Source organism: Spirillospora sp. CA-128828 (genome assembly GCF_050945415.1).
Lineage (GTDB): Bacteria > Actinomycetota > Actinomycetes > Streptosporangiales > Streptosporangiaceae > Spirillospora.
The window spans coordinates 4,018,572-4,035,749 of sequence record NZ_CP191986.1; the positions used below are offsets into that span (position 1 = coordinate 4,018,572).

Annotated in this window: 15 protein-coding genes; 11 read left to right on the forward strand and 4 right to left on the reverse strand. The window is 71.0% G+C overall.

Going from position 1 to position 17,178, the window contains the following annotated elements:
- The first annotated feature begins 88 nt into the window (after window positions 1-88).
- The 9 genes from ACQPXG_RS19825 (at window position 89) to ACQPXG_RS19865 (ending at window position 10,447) form a co-directional block, all read left to right on the forward strand.
- On the forward strand, window positions 89-1,240 hold the full coding sequence (locus ACQPXG_RS19825; RefSeq protein WP_433469177.1) for a GNAT family N-acetyltransferase: 1,152 nt from the start codon (window positions 89-91) through the stop codon (window positions 1,238-1,240).
- A gap of 55 nt (window positions 1,241-1,295) precedes the next feature.
- Window positions 1,296-1,871 (forward strand): crossover junction endodeoxyribonuclease RuvC, encoded by a 576-nt coding sequence (gene ruvC, locus ACQPXG_RS19830; RefSeq protein ID WP_433470006.1) that lies wholly within the window; start codon window positions 1,296-1,298, stop codon window positions 1,869-1,871.
- Entirely contained in the window at window positions 1,868-2,473 is a 606-nt protein-coding gene (ruvA, locus tag ACQPXG_RS19835) for a Holliday junction branch migration protein RuvA (protein WP_433469178.1), read from the forward strand. The genes ruvC and ruvA overlap by 4 nt, the downstream gene beginning before the upstream one ends.
- A complete protein-coding gene (gene ruvB / locus ACQPXG_RS19840; RefSeq protein WP_433469179.1) occupies window positions 2,470-3,540 on the forward strand; it encodes a Holliday junction branch migration DNA helicase RuvB in 1,071 nt (356 codons plus the stop codon). The genes ruvA and ruvB overlap by 4 nt, the downstream gene beginning before the upstream one ends.
- 174 nt (window positions 3,541-3,714) lie before the next feature.
- Entirely contained in the window at window positions 3,715-4,248 is a 534-nt protein-coding gene (yajC, locus tag ACQPXG_RS19845; protein ID WP_433469180.1) for a preprotein translocase subunit YajC, read from the forward strand.
- A 42-nt stretch (window positions 4,249-4,290) separates the two neighbouring features.
- Window positions 4,291-6,081, forward strand: coding sequence for a protein translocase subunit SecD (gene secD / locus ACQPXG_RS19850; protein ID WP_433469181.1), 1,791 nt, complete (start codon window positions 4,291-4,293; stop codon window positions 6,079-6,081).
- Window positions 6,082-6,083: 2 nt separating this feature from the next.
- The gene (secF, locus tag ACQPXG_RS19855) at window positions 6,084-7,277 is read left to right on the forward strand and encodes a protein translocase subunit SecF (protein WP_433469182.1); all 1,194 of its coding nucleotides are present in this window, start codon (window positions 6,084-6,086) and stop codon (window positions 7,275-7,277) included.
- Between the two features lie 18 nt (window positions 7,278-7,295).
- Window positions 7,296-7,820 (forward strand): adenine phosphoribosyltransferase, encoded by a 525-nt coding sequence (locus tag ACQPXG_RS19860; protein WP_433469183.1) that lies wholly within the window; start codon window positions 7,296-7,298, stop codon window positions 7,818-7,820.
- Between the two features lie 104 nt (window positions 7,821-7,924).
- Entirely contained in the window at window positions 7,925-10,447 is a 2,523-nt protein-coding gene (locus tag ACQPXG_RS19865; RefSeq protein WP_433469184.1) for a RelA/SpoT family protein, read from the forward strand.
- 72 nt (window positions 10,448-10,519) lie between these two features.
- Here the strand turns inward: ACQPXG_RS19865 and aspS are convergent, their stop codons facing one another.
- From aspS to ACQPXG_RS19880, 3 genes are read right to left on the reverse strand one after another with little or no spacing between them, the layout of a single operon-like run.
- Window positions 10,520-12,280 carry an aspartate--tRNA ligase gene (aspS, locus tag ACQPXG_RS19870; protein WP_433469185.1) on the reverse strand — a complete coding sequence of 587 codons (1,761 nt, stop codon included), beginning with the start codon at window positions 12,278-12,280 and terminating at the stop codon, window positions 10,520-10,522.
- Complete coding sequence (gene hisS, locus ACQPXG_RS19875; protein WP_433469186.1) at window positions 12,277-13,557, reverse strand: histidine--tRNA ligase; 1,281 nt, start codon at window positions 13,555-13,557, stop codon at window positions 12,277-12,279. The genes aspS and hisS overlap by 4 nt, the downstream gene beginning before the upstream one ends.
- A 12-nt stretch (window positions 13,558-13,569) precedes the next feature.
- Entirely contained in the window at window positions 13,570-14,265 is a 696-nt protein-coding gene (locus ACQPXG_RS19880; protein ID WP_433469187.1) for an MBL fold metallo-hydrolase, read from the reverse strand.
- A gap of 211 nt (window positions 14,266-14,476) precedes the next feature.
- Between ACQPXG_RS19880 and ACQPXG_RS19885 the strand changes: the two genes are divergently transcribed.
- A complete protein-coding gene (locus ACQPXG_RS19885; RefSeq protein ID WP_433469188.1) occupies window positions 14,477-15,229 on the forward strand; it encodes a peptidylprolyl isomerase in 753 nt (250 codons plus the stop codon).
- 72 nt (window positions 15,230-15,301) lie between these two features.
- The gene (locus ACQPXG_RS19890) at window positions 15,302-16,537 is read left to right on the forward strand and encodes a DUF349 domain-containing protein (RefSeq protein ID WP_433469189.1); all 1,236 of its coding nucleotides are present in this window, start codon (window positions 15,302-15,304) and stop codon (window positions 16,535-16,537) included.
- A 25-nt stretch (window positions 16,538-16,562) separates the two neighbouring features.
- Here ACQPXG_RS19890 and ACQPXG_RS19895 read toward each other — a convergent pair whose 3' ends face one another.
- Complete coding sequence (locus tag ACQPXG_RS19895) at window positions 16,563-17,123, reverse strand: TIGR03086 family metal-binding protein (protein WP_433469190.1); 561 nt, start codon at window positions 17,121-17,123, stop codon at window positions 16,563-16,565.
- Between the last annotated feature and the right edge of the window lie 55 nt (window positions 17,124-17,178).

Here is a 17,178-nt window from a genome sequence, read left to right on the forward strand (position 1 = left end):
ATCCGCGTGAACGCCGCCGCCCGCGCTCCGGGCGGCGGCGTTCGGCGTCTCCGGCCTGGCGGCTCCGGCATGGCCTACCGTCTGGATCATGGAGATCCGCACGCTGGCACCAGACGAGATCGACGCCGTCCGCGACATCCGGGCCCGCGCCTTCGGCCCGATACCGGACGCGGTGTGGGAGCCCCGCGTCCGGGTCTGGCGGCCGTCGGCGGAGGCCGGTCGGGTGTTCGCGGGTGTCGACGGCGGCCGGATCGTCGCCACGGGCGCGCTGCACGAGATGACGCAGTGGTGGCACGGGCGGGCCGTGTCCATGGCGGGCGTCAGCGCGATCACGGTGGCGCCGGAGGAACGCGGCCGCGGGCTCGGACGCCGGCTGATGACCGACCTGCTGGAGCGCTGTGCCGCGTTCGGTCACCCGCTGGCCGTGCTCTATCCCGCGACGACGCGCCTGTACCGTTCGCTCGGCTGGGAGCACGCGGGCGCGCAGCACCACGTCGCCGTCTCCGCGGAGGCGCTGCGCACCGTCCCCGCCGGGCGGGTCCCGGTCCGCAGGGCGGGGCCGGACGACGCCGCCGAGGTCGCCGCCGTCATCGGCCGCGTCCACGAGACGGCTCGGGACTGCGGCCCCGTCGGCTGGACGGAGCCAAGGTGGCGCGCCCACCTGGAGAACCAGGACGACTACGTCTACCTGGCCGAGGACGGGTTTCTCGCCTACCGCTGGGCGGAGGGCAACAGTGCGCTTGAGGTCGCCCGGCTCGTCGCGTGCTCCGAGAGCACGCTGAGGGCGCTGTGGGCGATCGTCGGGTCCGGGTCGTCCACCGCGGAGTCCGTGAGGGCGTGCGTGTCGCCCATGGATCCGGTGCTGTGGCTGCTCCGGGAACGCGAGTACGAGGCCGTCGAGCGGCACCAGTGGATGCTGCGGGTCGTCGACGCGCCCGCGGCGATCGAGGCGCGCGGCTACCCGGCCGGTGTCACCGCGGCGGTCCCTCTGGAGATCGACGACCCGCAGTGCCCGGCGAACTCGGGTCACTGGTCGCTGGAGGTCAAGGACGGGAACGGGCGGCTGGAGCGTTCCGCCGAGAACACCGCCGCCGTGCGCCTCGGCCCGTGCGGGCTGTCGGCCCTCTATGCCGGGGTCCCGGTGCCTACGCTGCGCCGCACCGGCCTGCTCCACGGCGGAGACGCGGACGCTCTCTCGGCCGCGTTCGCGGCCATGCCGTTCTCGCTCGATTACTTCTGACCGGCGGCGCGGATTGATAGCGTTGTCGGCCGAACAGATGATCGAAGGAGCGGCCGTGCGGGTGATGGGGGTGGACCCCGGGCTCACCCGGTGCGGGGTGGGCGTCGTCGACGGCGCCCCCGGAAAGCGCCTGCGTCTGGTGCACGTGTCGGTCGTGCGGACCGCCCCCGACGAGGACCACGCCCTGCGCCTGCTGGGCATCGAAACGGGCATCGCGTCGCTCATGGACGAGTTCCGCCCCGACGCCGTCGCCGTCGAGCGCGTGTTCTCCCAGCACAACGTCCGCACCGTGATGGGAACGGCGCAGGCCGCCGGCATCGCCATGCTGCTCGCCGCCCGCCGCGGCCTGCCCGTCGCGCTGCACACCCCGAGCGAGGCCAAGGCCGCCGTCACCGGCAACGGCCGCGCCGACAAGGCGCAGGTGACCAGGATGGTGACCCGGCTGCTGTCCCTGGAGACGGCGCCGAAGCCCGCGGACGCGGCCGACGCGCTCGCGCTGGCCATCTGCCATGTGTGGCGCGGGGGAGCGCAGCAGCGGCTCGCCCAGGCTCAGCGGTCCCGGATCGAGGAGGCGGCGAGGGCCGAACGGGCGCGGCTCGCCGCCCGGAGCAGAGGAGGAAGCGTTCAGTGATCGCCTTCGTCAGCGGCCGGGTGGCCGCCGCCGGTCCCGACGGGGCGGTGATCGACGTGCACGGCGTCGGCCTGGCGGTGCAGTGCACCCCCGCCACCCTGGCCGGCCTGCGGGTCGGCGAGGAGGCGAAGGTGCCGACCTCGCTGGTCGTCCGGGAGGACTCCCTCACCCTGTTCGGCTTCGCCGACGACGACGAGCGCGCCGTCTTCGAGCTCCTGCAGACCGCGAGCGGCGTCGGGCCCCGCCTCGCCCTCGCGATGCTCGCCGTCCACACGCCGAACGGGCTGCGCCGCGCCGTGTCCACCGAGGACTTGACCGCGCTCACCAAGGTCCCCGGCATCGGGAAGAAGGGCGCCCAGCGCATCGTCCTGGAACTGCGGGACCGCCTCGGCGGCCCGGTGGGCGGCGACGCCGGCGACCTCCGCGCGCCCGCCCGTGCCGAGCCGTGGCGCGAGCAGGTCCAGATGGGCCTGGTCAACCTCGGCTGGTCCGCCAAGGACGCCGACGCCGCCGTGGACGCCGTCGCGGCCGACCTCGACGGCGGCCCCACGCCCCCGGTCGCCGCGCTGCTGAAGTCCGCTCTCAAGAAGCTGAGCAAATGAGCGAGGACGCGGAACGGCTCGTGGCCGCGGACGCCGGCGGGGCCGAGGAGCAGGTGATCGAGGCCGCGCTGCGGCCGAAGAAGCTGGACGACTTCGTCGGGCAGGAACGGGTGCGCGAGCAGCTTTCCCTGGTGCTGCACAGCGCGCTGCGGCGCGGCCGGACGCCCGACCACGTGCTGCTGTCCGGCGGGCCGGGGCTCGGCAAGACCACCCTCGCCATGATCATCGCGGCGGAGCTCGGGCAGCCGCTGCGGATCTCCTCGGGCCCCGCGATCGAGCGCGCCGGCGACCTCGCGGCGGTGCTGTCGACGCTCGCCGAGGGCGAGGTCCTGTTCCTGGACGAGATCCACCGGCTGGCGCGTCCCGCCGAGGAGATGCTCTACATGGCGATGGAGGACTTCCGCGTCGACGTCGTCGTGGGCAAAGGGCCGGGCGCGACCGCGATCCCGCTGGACATCGCGCCGTTCACGCTGGTCGGCGCCACCACCCGGGCGGGCATGCTCCCCGGGCCGCTGCGCGACAGGTTCGGCTTCGTGGCGCACATGGACTTCTACGAGCCCGCCGAACTGGAGATCATCGTCCGCCGGTCCGCGCAGCTGCTGGACGTGGAGATCACCGACGACGCCGCCGCCGAGGTCGCCGGACGCTCCCGCGGCACGCCCCGCATCGCCAACCGGCTGCTGCGCCGCGTCCGCGACTACGCCGAGGTCCGCGCCGACGGGATGATCACGCGGGAATCGGCGCGCGCCGCCCTCGCGTTGTACGAGGTGGACGAACGGGGCCTGGACCGGCTCGACCGTTCCGTCCTGGAGTCGCTGATGCGCAAGTTCGGCGGCGGGCCGGTCGGCCTGTCGACGCTGGCCGTGTCGGTGGGGGAGGAGCCCGAGACCGTCGAGGTCGTCGCGGAGCCGTTCCTCGTCCGGCAGGGACTGCTGGCCAGGACGCCGCGCGGGCGGGTCGCCACGGCCGCCGCGTGGGCGCATCTCGGCCTCGCCCAGCCCCCGACGGCGCCGATGGCGGGTACCCTCTTCGACCTGGGGGAGGGCACCGAACAGCCGGAAGAGTGATCATCGGGTAACGGGTTGGGAACTTCCCGGCGTCGCCGCTCGTCGCGTCGTTGCCGGGCTCTCGCGTACTCTCTAGACTCCGGGACTTGGTTCACCGTCTCCAGCCGGCGGTCCCGTTGCACGTGACCGGTCCGGTCACAGGCTGGCAATCGACTTCGGAAGGACGCCCCTGTAATGGGCAGCGACATGATTCTCGCGGCGGGCTCGGGCGGTAGCGGGTCCTTCAACCTGCTCCTGCTCCTCGCCGTTCCCCTGGTCTTCTACTTCCTGCTCATCCGGCCGCAGAGCAAGCGCCGGAGAGAGCAGATGCAGATGCAGAACGCCATGGAGCCGGGCGCCCGCGTCCTGACGACCAGCGGTATGCGCGCGACCATCGTCGAGGTCGACGATGACGGTGTCGTCCTGGAGATCGCGGACGGCGTCGAAGTCCGGTTCCTGAAGCAGGCCGTCATGCAGGTCCTCAAGGACGACGAGCCCGAGGAACTCGACGACGAGCACGACGAGGACGCGGACGACCAGGGCGACGCCGAGGTGGACCTCACCAAGGACGACTCCGAGGTCGATCTGTCCAAGGACACCGAGGTCGCGGACGCCAAGACCGATGCCGAGGCCGCGGACGTCGAGGACGCCGAGGCCGCGGACGAGGACGGCGAGCCCGAGTCCAAGCCGAAGGAGAAGGCGAAGGTCAAGGCGGACAAGACAGCCTGACCCTCCTACGGCGACGACCAAAGACGGGAAGTACGACGACAAGTGGCTCCGCCCAAGAATGCTCCCAAGCCCGGGCGCACGCTCCTCGCGCTCTTCGCGATCATGGCGGTTCTGGCCGGTCTGGCGGTCTGGCAGGGGCAGAAGACGCCCAAGCTGGGCCTCGACCTCGCCGGCGGGACGACCGTGACCCTCACCGCCAAGACCGCGAACGGCAAGAACCCCCCGGCCGAGCAGATGAACCAGGCCGTCAAGATCATGACGCAGCGCGTCAACGGTCTCGGGGTGTCCGACGCCGAGGTCACCAAGCAGGGCAGCAACAACATCGTGGTGAACGTCCCGGGTGAGGGGCAGGGCCGCGTCGTCAACCTGATCGGCACCACGGCGAAGCTGCAGTTCCGCCAGGTGTTCGCGGTGGCGGACGGGCGTCCCTCCAGCGGGGCCCCGTCCACGTCGCCCTCGCCGTCCAGCAGCCCCACCACGAAGGGCAAGGGCAAGAGCCCGTCGCCGTCCGCTTCTCCATCGGCGTCCCCGTCGGGGTCGTCCACGCCGCGCGGCCGGGCGCTGTCGGGGGCGCTGACGGCCCCGGCTCCGAAGCCGTCCGGATCGGCGACCCCGTCGCCCTCCCCGTCGGCGACGTCGCCGCTGGGCCAGTCCACCGGGCAGCCGGCGGCCCCGGCGCAGACCTACCCGGGCGTGACCGACAAGGCCGTCATCAAGCAGTTCGAGGCGCTCGACTGCTACAGCGGCGACCGGCGGGCCCCGGGCGCCAACGACCCGAACCGCAAGTTCGTCGCCGCCTGCGACGAGGACGAGGAGAGCGGCCAGGTCGCCAAGTACATCCTCGGCCCGGTCCGGGTGCTCGGCGAGGACGTCTCCCAGGCCAACGCGATGCCGCCGAACGCCCAGCAGGGCCAGGCCAGCTGGTCGGTGTCGCTGAAGTTCAACGGCAAGGGCGCCCGCCAGTTCGGCGAGGTCACCACCGACGCCTACCAGGCGTACCAGCAGAACCAGTCCGCGCCGCAGGCACAGGTCGCGATCGTGCTGGACGGGCAGGTCGTCTCGGCGCCCAGCATCCGGGAGGGCGCGATCACCGGCGGCACCGCCAGCATCGACGGGCCGCCCGACAGCTTCAACCAGCAGTACGCGACAGACCTCGCCAACGTGCTCAAGTACGGGGCGCTGCCGCTGGAGTTCACGCAGAGCTCCATCGACGAGGTGTCGTCCACGCTCGGCTCCGACCAGCTGACCGGCGGCCTGATCGCCGGCGCGATCGGCCTCGGCCTCGTGGTGCTGTACTGCCTGTTCTACTACCGGGGCCTCGGCCTGGTGGCGGTGTCCAGTCTGGCGGTGGCGTCGATCATCACCTACGAGGCGGTGGTGATCCTCGGTGAGGGGATGGGATTCCGGCTCTCCCTGCCGCACATCATCGGGCTGATCGTCTCCATCGGCATCACCGCCGACTCGTTCATCGTCTACTTCGAGCGGCTGCGGGACGAGCTGAGAGCCGGGCGCAAGCTGCGCTCGTCGGTCGAGAACGCCTGGAAGCGGGCGCGGCGCACCATCCTCGTCGCCGACGCCGTCACCTTCCTCGCGGCGCTGGTGCTGTACTTCCTGGCGGTCGGCGGCGTGGCGGGCTTCGCGTTCGCGATGGGCCTCACGACGCTCATCGACGTCGTCGTGGTGTTCTTCTTCACCAAGCCGATGGTCGCGCTGCTGGCGCGCACCCGGTTCTTCGGCCGCGGCCATCCGATGTCCGGGCTCGACCCGAGACGCCTGCACAAGGTGCAGGACTCGTCCGCCACCGCCGCCCGCACGACGAGCCAGGAGGCATGACCATGGGACTGCGTGCGGTCATCTCCCGGATCTACCGGGGTGAGATCAGCGCCGACATCGTCGGCCGGCCGAAGATCTGGTACTCGATCTCCGGGCTGCTGCTGGCGTTCTCGATCGCCGGCCTGCTCGTCCAGGGGCTCAACTTCGGCGTCGAGTTCAAGGGCGGCTCCGTCTTCACCTTCAAGGCGCCGAGCGCCTCGATCGAGCAGGTGCGCGGCGCCGTCACCGACGGCGGCGTCCACCAGGTCATCGTGCAGAAGGCGGGCGGCGACTGGCGGGCGACGACCGAGAGCCTCACCTCGGCGGAGGTCACCAAGGTCAAGACGAGCGTGTCCCAGGAGCTGAAGATCCCTGCGGACAAGGTCAGCACCCAGGTCGTCGGCGCCTCGTGGGGCGGGCAGATCCAGAAGAAGGCGTGGCAGGCGCTGCTCGTCTTCATGATCCTGATCATCGCCTACCTGTCGCTGGCGTTCGAATGGCGGATGGCCGTGGCGGCGGTGGTCGCGCTCATCCACGACCTGGTGATCACCGCGGGCGTGTACGCCTGGTCGGGCTTCGAGGTCACCCCGGCCACCCTGCTCGGCTTCCTGACGATCCTCGGATACTCGCTGTACGACGCAGTCGTCGTCTTCGACATGATCAAGGAGGTCACCAAGCCGCTCGGCCCGACCTCCAAGACGACCTACAGCGAGGCCGCCAACCAGGCGCTCAGCAGCACCCTGGTCCGTTCGCTGAACACGTCCCTGGTGGCGATCCTGCCGGTCGGCGCGATCCTGTTCATCGGGACCACGCTGTTCGGCGCCGGCACGCTGAAGGACCTGTCGCTCGCCCTGTTCGTCGGCATGATCGTCGGCACCTACTCCTCGATCTGCGTGGCGACACCGCTGCTCGTCCAGTTCAAGGAGCGCGAGCCGAAGTTCCGGCAGATCCGCGAGAACATCGCCCGCCGCGAGCAGAGCACGAAGCGGCAGGCGAAGACCGCCAAGGTCAAGGCGGGGGCCGGCGCGTCCGGCGACGCACGGTCCGATGATGCCCGGTCCGATGACGCCCCGTCCGATGACGAGCCGTCGGACGACGCGTCCGGCGGGTCCGCACCGGACGTCAGGAGCACCGTCACCGTGCGGAAGGTCGTGCAGTCCGGGCAGCGCCAGCAGCCGAAACGCGGAACCCGGCAGCAACGCCGTGGCGGCAAGTAAAGCGGGGGATCTTCGAACGTGGACCTCGGCAAGCTGATCCAGGAGCGGATCCGCGACATTCCCGACTACCCGAAACCGGGAGTGGTCTTCAAGGACATCACCCCGCTGCTGGCCGACCACGTCGCGTTCGCCGGGGTGGTCGACGCCATCGTCAACCACCACGGCCGCGGCACCATCGACAAGATCGTGGGAATCGAGGCCCGCGGGTTCATCCTCGCCGCGCCCGTCGCCTACCACTTCGGCGCGGGCTTCGTGCCGGTGCGCAAGAAAGGCAAACTGCCTGCGGCGACGCACGAGGAGACCTATGATCTCGAATACGGGACCGAGACGATCGAGATCCACCTCGACGGACTCGAACCCGGCGACCGTGTGCTGATCGTCGACGACGTCCTGGCCACCGGAGGGACGGCCAGGGCCGCCGCCGAACTCGTGCGCCGCGGCGGCGGCGACGTCGTCGGGCTGTCGGTCCTCCTCGAACTGTCGTTCCTGCACGGACGCGGCAAACTGGGGAATCTGGACGTCCATTCGCTGGTTACGGTCTAGGACGAAATGGCCGCCGGATACACTGGCGCCATCAGGGTCCGGTGGGGACGGGCGCGACCCGCGGGGCGGGCGAACACGGCGCCCCGATGGACTAAGGAGGCTGGGTGCCCGGTGAGGTGGTATCGACCGACGCGGTGAACGCCGCCGCCGAGGAGCGGCGCGCGCCGCCGCCCGCCGGCCGGCCGGCCGAGCCCGGCGAACGACGGCCCGCGGCCGGGCCTCCCCGCGAAGACCCGCCGGCCCGCGCCTCCTCCGTATCGCCTCCTCCCGCACAGGCTCCCCAGACAGATGCCTCCCCCGCCGCAGCAGCCAAAGGTCAAGGCGCCCCTCCGGACGCCGACGACGCGTCCGAGCCCGCCGTCCCGTCCAGGCCCACGCCGGCCACGATTCCGCCGTCCGCCGCCCGGGTGCGCCGTAGGCTCGCCAGGTTGGGCGCCCAGCGCGGCCCCGCTATGAACCCGGTACTCGAACCACTGATCAAGACGGTCCGCAACACGCACCCGAAGGCGGACCTGCGGCTCATCGAACGCGCCTACGACGTGGCGGCGCACTACCACCGCCACCAGAAGCGCAAGAGCGGCGACCCGTACATCACGCATCCGCTCGCGGTCGCGACCATCCTCGCCGAGCTCGGCATGAACACCGAGACCCTCTGCGCGGCGCTCCTGCACGACACCGTCGAGGACACCCCCTACACCCTCGACCAGCTGAGCAGCGAATTCGGCGACGAGATCGCCGCGCTCGTCGACGGCGTCACCAAGCTGGACAAGGTCAAGTACGGGGAGGCCGCCGAGGCCGAGACCGTCCGCAAGATGGTCGTGGCGATGTCCCGCGACATCCGCGTCCTGGTGATCAAGCTCGGCGACCGGCTGCACAACATGCGGACGCTGCGCTACATGCCGCGGCACAAGCAGGAGAAGAAGGCACGCGAGACCCTGGAGGTGTTCGCGCCGCTCGCGCACCGCCTCGGGATGAACACGCTGAAGTGGGAGCTGGAGGACCTCGCGTTCGCCACCATGTACCCCAAGCGGTTCGACGAGATCGCCCGGCTGGTGTCCGAGCGCGCCCCGCGCCGCGACGTCTACCTGCAGGAGGTCATCGAGAACGTCTCCACCGACCTGCGCGAGGCACGGATCAAGGCGACCGTCACCGGCCGGCCGAAGCACTACTACTCGATCTACCAGAAGATGATCGCGCGGGACGTCAGCTTCGACGACATCTACGACCTGGTCGGCATCCGGGTCCTCGTCGACAGCGTCCGCGACTGCTACGCCGCCCTCGGCTCGATCCACGCGCGATGGAACCCGGTCCCCGGCCGGTTCAAGGACTACATCGCGATGCCGAAGTTCAACATGTACCAGTCGCTGCACACGACGGTGATCGGCCCCGAGGGCAAGCCCGTCGAGCTGCAGATCCGCACCTGGGGCATGCACCGCCGCGCCGAGTACGGCGTCGCCGCGCACTGGAAGTACAAGGAGGAGACGGTCGGCGGCCGCAAGGCCGGTGACATGCAGTGGCTCCGCCAGCTCCTCGACTGGCAGAAGGAGACCGCCGACCCGGCCGAGTTCCTGGAGTCGCTCCGCTTCGACCTGTCGGTCTCCGAGGTGTTCGTGTTCACCCCGAAGGGCGACGTGATCGCGCTGCCGCAGGGCGCGACCCCCGTCGACTTCGCGTACGCGATCCACACCGAGGTCGGGCACCGATGTATCGGCGCCAGGGTCAACGGCCGCCTCGTCCCCCTCGAATCGACCCTCGACAACGGCGACACCGTCGAGGTCTTCACCTCCAAGTCGCAGGACGCGGGCCCGAGCCGCGACTGGCTCGGCTTCGTCAAGTCCGCCCGCGCCCGCAACAAGATCAAGCACTGGTTCTCCAAGGAGCGCCGCGACACCGCGATCGAGTCCGGCAAGGACGCCATCGCCCGCGCGATGCGCAAGCAGAACATGCCGCTGCAGCGGATGATGTCCGGCGAGGCCCTCCTCGCCCTCGCCCGCGACATGCGCTATCCGGACGTGTCGTCGCTGTACGCGGCGGTCGGCGAGAGCCAGGTGTCGGCGCAGCACGTCGTCCAGAAGCTCGTGGACGCGCTCGGCGGCGTGGAGAGCGCCGAGGAGGACCTCGCCGAGATCGCGCTGCCGACCCGCCGCAAGCGGAGCCGCCTCGCCGGCGACCCGGGCGTCGTCGTCGCGGACGACCCCGACGTGTGGGTCCGGCTGTCCCGCTGCTGCACCCCGGTGCCCGGCGACGACATCGTCGGCTTCGTCACCCGCGGCCACGGCGTCTCCGTCCACCGCGCCGACTGCGCCAACGTCGCCAGCCTCAAGTCGCAGCCGGACCGGCTGATCGACGTGAAATGGTCCCCGGGCGAGGACTCGGTCTTCCTCGTCGCCATCCAGGTCGAGGCCCTCGACCGCCCCCGGCTCCTGTCGGACGTGACCCGCGTCCTGTCCGACCAGCACGTGAACATCCTGTCGGCGTCGGTCACCACGACCCGCGACCGCGTCGCCGTCAGCCGCTTCACCTTCGAGATGGGCGACCCGAAGCACCTCGGCCACGTCCTGAAGGCCGTCCGCTCCATAGACGGCGTCTACGACGTCTACCGGGTGACGAGCGGCGCCACCCGCTGACGAACGGAACCCTCACTGAGCAACGGGGGCGGCCGCCACGCCGTGGCGGCCGCCCCCGTTGCTCTCACATGGTCAGCTTTCCGTCTGCTCGTCCTCGGGGACGACGTCGACGCCGGCCTCCGCGCGCTGCTGCGGGGTGATCGGGGTGGGGGCGGCCGTCAGGGGATCGTAGCCGGACGCCGCCTTCGGGAAGGCGATCACGTCGCGGATCGACTCCTGGCGGGCGAGGAGCATGACGACGCGGTCCCAGCCGAAGGCGATGCCGCCGTGCGGGGGCGGGCCGAACTTGAACGCCTCCAGCAGGAAGCCGAACTTCGACTCGGCCTCCTGCTTGGACAGGCCCAGGGTGTCGAAGACCCGCTGCTGCATCTCGGCGCGGTGGATACGGATCGAGCCGCCGCCGATCTCGTTGCCGTTCAGGACGAGGTCGTAGGCGTTCGCGAGGGCGTAGCCCGGGTCGTCCTGGAAGGTGTCGGCGAACTCCGGCTTCGGCGCGGTGAAGGGGTGGTGGACCGACGTCCAGCCGATCTGCTCGCCCTTGTCGTCCTCGACCGGTTCGAAGATCGGCGCGTCCACGACCCAGACGAACTTCCATGCCGACTCGTCGATCAGGTCACGGCGTCGGCCGATCTCCAGGCGGGCGGCGCCGAGGAGCTCCTGCGTCGCGTGCCGCTTGCCGGCGCCGAAGAAGATCGCGTCGCCGGAGGACGCGCCGGTCTTGGCGGCGAGCCCTTCCTTCTCGCTGTCGGAGAGGTTCTTGGCGACCGGGCCGCCGAGCGTCCCGTCCTCCTGCACGAGCACGTACGCGAGGCCGCGGGCGCCGCGGGCCTTCGCCCAGTCCTGCCAGCCGTCCAGCTCCTTGCGGGTCTGGGACGCGCCGCCGGGCATGACCACCGCGCCGACGTACGGGGCCTGGAACACGCGGAACGACGTGCCGGAGAAGTACTCGGTCATGTCGGTAAGCTCGTTGCCGAACCGCAGGTCGGGTTTGTCGGAGCCGTACCGGGCCAGGGCGTCGGCGTAGGTGATGTGGGGGATCGGCCGGGGGATCTCGTACCCGGCGATCTCCTGCCACAGCCGGGCCACGAGGTCCTCGCCGACCTTCAGGACGTCGTCCTGGTCCGCGAACGACATCTCGATGTCGATCTGGGTGAACTCCGGCTGCCGGTCGGCGCGGAAGTCCTCGTCGCGGTAGCAGCGGGCGATCTGGTAGTAGCGCTCCAGCCCGCCGACCATGAGCAGCTGCTTGAACAGCTGCGGAGACTGCGGCAGCGCGTACCAGTGGCCGGGCTTGAGCCGGACGGGGACGAGGAAGTCGCGGGCGCCCTCCGGCGTGGACCGGGTGAGGGTGGGGGTCTCGACGTTGACGAAGCCGTGCTCGCGCATCACCTCGTGCGTCAGGAACGACGCCTCCGAGCGGACCTTCATCGCCCGGGCGACGCCCTCGCGGCGCAGGTCGAGGTACCGGTACTTGAGCCGGATCTCCTCGTTGACGTTGACGTCGCCCTCGATGGGGAAGGGGAGCGGCGCCGCGTCCGACAGCACCTCGATGTGCGCGGCGGCGACCTCGATCTCGCCGGTGGGCAGTTCGGGGTTCTCGTTGCCCGCGGGGCGCACGCGGACCTCGCCGACGACCTTGACGCAGAACTCCGAGCGCAGGTCGTGCGCCGTGTCCTCCTCGCGGAAGACGACCTGGGCGGTGCCGGACGCGTCGCGCAGGTCGATGAACGTGACGCCGCCGTGGTCGCGGCGGCGGCCGACCCAGCCGGCCAGCGTGACCTGCTGCCCGGCGTGCTCCTTGCGGAGCGTCCCCGCCTCGTGGGTGCGGATCATTTGGAGAGCCTTTCCTTCAACGTCGTGGTGAGGTCGGTGAGCGGGACGGCGGTCTGCTCGCCCGCGGCCAGGTCCTTGACCTGGGCGACGCCGTCCGCGATATCTCGCTCCCCGAGGATCACGGCGTAGCGGGCGCCCGAGCGGTCCGCGTCCTTCATGGCGCCCTTCAGCCTCTTGCCGCCGAACACCATGTCGGCGGCGATCCCGGCGCGGCGCAGTTCGGCGACGAGCCCGAACATGCGCCGTTCGGCGGTGTCGCCGAGCGCGACGCCGAACGCCTCGCAGCGCGGCTTGGCGGCGAACGCGGCGCCCCCGCCCTCCTGCGACTCGGCCTCCAGCGCCAGGATCGTACGGTCCAGGCCGAGGCCGAACCCGATGCCGGGCAGCGGCGGGCCGCCGATGTCCTCCGACAGCCCGTCGTAGCGGCCGCCGCCGCCGATCCCGGACTGGGCGCCGAGCAGCGGGTGGTCGAACTCGTAGGTGGTGCGGGTGTAGTAGTCCAGGCCCCGGACGAGGGTCGGGGTGTCCTCCCACGCGATGCCGAGGTCGGCGAGCAGTTCGCGGACCCGGTCGTGGTGCGCCTTGCAGGCGGGGCACAGGTGGTCGGCCATCAGGGGGGCGCCGGCGAGCTGCTCCCGCACCTTGGGGCGCTTGTCGTCGAGTACCCGGAGCGGGTTGATCTCGACGCGGGCGCGGGTGTCGTCGTCCAGGTCGAGGCCGCGCAGGAAGTCCTGCAGCAGGGCGCGGTAGGCGGGACGGCACTCCTTGCAGCCGAGGGAGTTCAGCAGCAGCCGTACCCGGGTCAGGCCGAGGGACCGGTACCAGTTCCACGCGATCGCGATCGTCTCGGCGTCGACCTGCGGGTCCTCGCTGCCGATCGCCTCAAGGTCGAGCTGGTAGAACTGCCGGTAGCGGCCCTGCTGCGGACGCTCGGCGCGGAACGCGGCGCCGGTCGTCCACACCTTCACCGGCAGCGCGCCCTTGTGCAGGTTGTTCTCCAGGGCGGACCGCAGCACCGACGCGGTGAACTCGGGACGCAGCGTCAGCGACCGGCCGCCCCTGTCCTCGAAGGTGTACATCTCCTTGGAGACCACGTCGGTGGACTCGCCGACGCCCCGCCGGAACAGGTTGGTGTCCTCGAAGACGGCCAGCTCCAGGTAGCCGTAGCCGGCGAGCCGCGCCTGCTCGGCGAACGCCTCGCGGATGGCGTAGAAGAGGTCCGCCCGAGGCGGGACGTATTCACTGACCCCCTTGGGGGCCCGGAAGCTCGAACTCATGATCTTTTAGGCTCAGAATCCCTTGTTGGGTCCGTCCGCGGGCAACAGCTCCGAGAGGAACGGATTGGTGGCGCGCTCGCGGCCGATTGTGGTCTGCTCACCGTGGCCGGGCAGGACCGCCGTCTCGTCGGGCATGGTCAGGCACACCCGGGACAGGCTGGTGAGGATCTCCTCGTACGATCCGCCCGGCAGGTCGGTGCGTCCGATGGACCCGGCGAACAGGAGGTCTCCGGTGAACATCACGTCGGGGATCTCCTGCGTCTTCGGCGTCCGGAACGTCACCGACCCGGGTGTATGGCCGGGAGCGTGGTCGACGGTGAGGCTCAGCCCGGCCAGTTCCAGCACCGACCCGTCCGCCAGTTCCTTGACGTCGTCCGGCTCGGACAGCTCCAGGCCGCCGAACAGCTGCTGCCCGGCGCCCAGCGACAGGCCCTTGGCCGGGTCGGTGAGCAGGTCGCGGTCGTCCGGATGGATGTAGGCGGGGACGTCCTTGGCGCCGCAGACCGGCGCCACCGACCAGACGTGGTCGAGATGACCGTGCGTGAGCAGCACCGCGACCGGCTTCAGCCGGTGCTCGCGGAGGATCTTCTCGATGCCGGCCTCGGCGTCCTGGCCGGGATCGATGATCACGCACTCCTCGCCCGCGGCGGGCGCCACGACATAGCAGTTCGCGGCGAACGAGCCAGCGGGGAACCCGGCGACGAGCACGGCCGTCCTTTCCTGGAACCATCTCGGGTGGGCGTGTCCGAGGGTACCGGCGCGGCCATGGCCACCGCGAACGAGATGGCCCGGTCGCCGTGTCGCGGCGGGTGAGGAGAACCGGCCGGAAAGCGCTCCCTGAACGTGGAGACGCTTTTACTCCCGGGTACCGCTACTATGCGCTGCACGTTCACCTGATCACACCGGAGAGGCGAGGTACGTGGCGGCGAAGGACCGCAAGAAGCAGCTCGCGCGGCAACGCTACGAGCGCCAGCAGCAGCGGCGGGCTCAGGAGGCGGCGCGGGCGCGCCGCCTCAAGATCATCAGCGTCGCCGCCGCGGTGGCGGTCATCGCCGTCGGCGGCGTGGCGTTCATGGTGTTCACCGGCAAGGACGACAAGTCCACGGCCGCCGAGCCGAAATGCGCCTACAAGGCGGCCCAGCAGGACGGCGCGCCCAAGGACATCGGCACCCCGCCGGCGAAGCCCGCCTACAAGGACATCGTCCAGACCACGGTGAAGACCAACCAGGGCGACGTGGAGATTCAGCTTTACGGCGACAAGGCGCCGTGCACGGTCAATTCCTTCGCGTATCTGGCGCAGAAGAACTTTTTCGACAAGACCGAGTGCCACCGGATGACAGGTGGCGCGCTCAACGTCCTGCAGTGCGGCGACCCGACCGCCAAGGGAACGGGTGGGCCCGGTTACCAGTTCGCCAACGAGAACACCAATGGGGCCACGTACCTCGAAGGAACGCTCGCCATGGCGCACAGCCAGCTGCCGGACTCCAACGGCAGCCAGTTCTTCATGGTCTACAAGGACTCGCAGCTTCCGGCGGACTACACCGTCTTCGGCAAGATCACCAAGGGGCTGGACGTGCTCAAGAAAATCGCCAAGGCGGGTTCGACCCCCAAGGGCGACGGCAAGCCCAAGAAGAAGGTAGAGATCCAGGACGTCACGATCGCCGGGAAATAGGCGAACGGGATACTAAGGTGTGGAGGGTCCGGAGGGCGTGAGTCGTCCGGACCCGCGATTCAGGAGGCAAGGGTGTCCAGCGCGACCGATCCCTGGGGCCGGGTGGACGAGGACGGCACCGTGTACGTCAGGACCTCCGACGGCGAGCGGGTCGTCGGGTCCTGGCAGGCGGGTGCGCCCGAAGAGGCCCTGGCCTACTTCAAGCGCAAGTACGACGCGCTCGTGACCGAGATCGGCCTGCTCGAACAGCGGGTCCGCACCACCGACCTGCAGCCCGCCCAGGCCCAGCAGAGCATCGACCGGCTCCGCGAGGCGGTCGCCGAGGCCCACGCGGTCGGCGACCTCGACGCGCTCGGACGCCGCCTGGACGGCCTCACCGCGCAGGTCGGCCGGCGCCGCGAGCAGGTCAAGGCGGAGCGCGAGCAGCACCGCCACGAGGCCCGCGAGGTCAAGGAGCGCATCGTCGCCGAGGCCGAGCGCATCGCGGTCGAGGAGACGCACTGGAAGAACGGCGGCGAGCGGCTGCGCCAGCTGGTCGAGGAGTGGAAGGCCGCCGACCGCATCGACCGCCCCACCGAGACCGCCCTGTGGAAGCGGCTGTCGGCCGCCCGCAACGCGTTCACCAAGCGCCGCAAGGTCTACTTCGCCACCCTCGACGACCAGCGCGAGGAGTCCCGCAGGGACAAGGAGCGCCTGGTCGTCGAGGCGGAGTCGATGTCCGGCTCCACGGACTGGGGTGAGACCGCCGCCGCCTACCGCGACCTGATGCGCCGCTGGAAGATGGCGGGGCGCGCCTCCCGGGACGCCGAGGAGGACCTGTGGGCCCGCTTCAAGGGCGCCCAGGACACCTTCTTCCAGGCCCGCAGCGCCGCGTTCGCCGAGCGGGACGCCGAGTTCCGCGAGCACGCCGAGGAGAAGGAGAAGATCCTCGCCGAGGCGGAGCGGCTGCTGCCCGTCCGGGACGTCCGGCAGGCCCGGCAGGCGCTGCGCGCGATCCAGGAGCGCTGGGAGGCCGCCGGCATGGTCCCCCGCGACCAGCGCGACCGGCTCGAAGGCCGGCTCCGCAAGATCGAGGAGACGGTCCGCTCCGCCGAGGAGAACGAGTGGCGCCGCACCAACCCCGAGGCCCGCGCCCGCGCCGAGGCGACGGTCGGTCAGCTGCGCAGCTCCATCGAGCAGCTGGAGAAGCGCCTCGGCAAGGCCCGCGACGCCGGCCGCGAGAAGGACGTCAAGGAGGCCGAGGAGGCCCTCAGCGCCCGCCGCGCCTGGCTGGAAGAGGCGGAACGAACCCTCGCCGAATTCTCGTGACCTCCCGGAGAGGCGGCCTTCGGGGCTAGCGCCTGCCTAAGAAGGCGAGCATGCGGGTCTGCTCGTCGGCGCCGCGCGGGGCGGGGAGCGGCGGGGCCAGGTGGCCTTCGGCGCGTAGCGGGGCGGCGACGACCTGGGCGGTCGCGAACGCGTGGTGGACGAGGTCGGGGTCCAGGCGGGACGGCTGGCCGGTCGCCCGGGCCAGGTCCCAGGCGTGCACCAGCGGCTCCAGGATGTAGCCCTCCAGGAAGTCGCCCAGCGGCAGGTCGCCCAGGCCGCCGAAGGGGATGAGGCGGTCGAGCGCGTCAGGGGTGAGGGCCGCCGCGCACTCCTTGCGGGCCGTCCGCCAGCTCATCAGGACGTCGCCCGTGACGAACCGCGCCGGATCGGTGTTGACGTCCGGCTGGGGTTCCCCAGTGGCCAGCGCCCTGATCAGGGACTGCCCGCCGGTCACGTGGCCGGCGACGTCCCGGGCGGTCCATCCGTCGCAGGGCGACGGCACGTCCCACCCGTCGCGGGGGACGCCGGCCACCAGGCCCTCGAAGAGGTCGAGGGCCCGGTGGTAGCCGCTGAGGTTGTGAGCCATGGTGGTCAGTGACGCGCGATCCGACCCCGCTGTCAAGCGCTATCGCGAAGGTCGC

Bases quoted from the DNA above. Each gene is read 5' to 3' on its own strand.
- ruvB (WP_433469179.1), top strand. From the start codon at position 2,470: ATGAGCGAGGACGCGGAACGGCTCGTGGCCGCGGACGCCGGCGGGGCC.
- secF (WP_433469182.1), top strand. From the start codon at position 6,084: ATGGGACTGCGTGCGGTCATCTCCCGGATCTACCGGGGTGAGATCAGC.
- hisS (WP_433469186.1), bottom strand. From the start codon at position 13,557: ATGAGTTCGAGCTTCCGGGCCCCCAAGGGGGTCAGTGAATACGTCCCG.
- ACQPXG_RS19825 (WP_433469177.1), top strand. From the start codon at position 89: ATGGAGATCCGCACGCTGGCACCAGACGAGATCGACGCCGTCCGCGAC.
- ACQPXG_RS19895 (WP_433469190.1), bottom strand. From the start codon at position 17,123: ATGGCTCACAACCTCAGCGGCTACCACCGGGCCCTCGACCTCTTCGAG.
- aspS (WP_433469185.1), bottom strand. From the start codon at position 12,280: ATGATCCGCACCCACGAGGCGGGGACGCTCCGCAAGGAGCACGCCGGG.
- yajC (WP_433469180.1), top strand. From the start codon at position 3,715: ATGGGCAGCGACATGATTCTCGCGGCGGGCTCGGGCGGTAGCGGGTCC.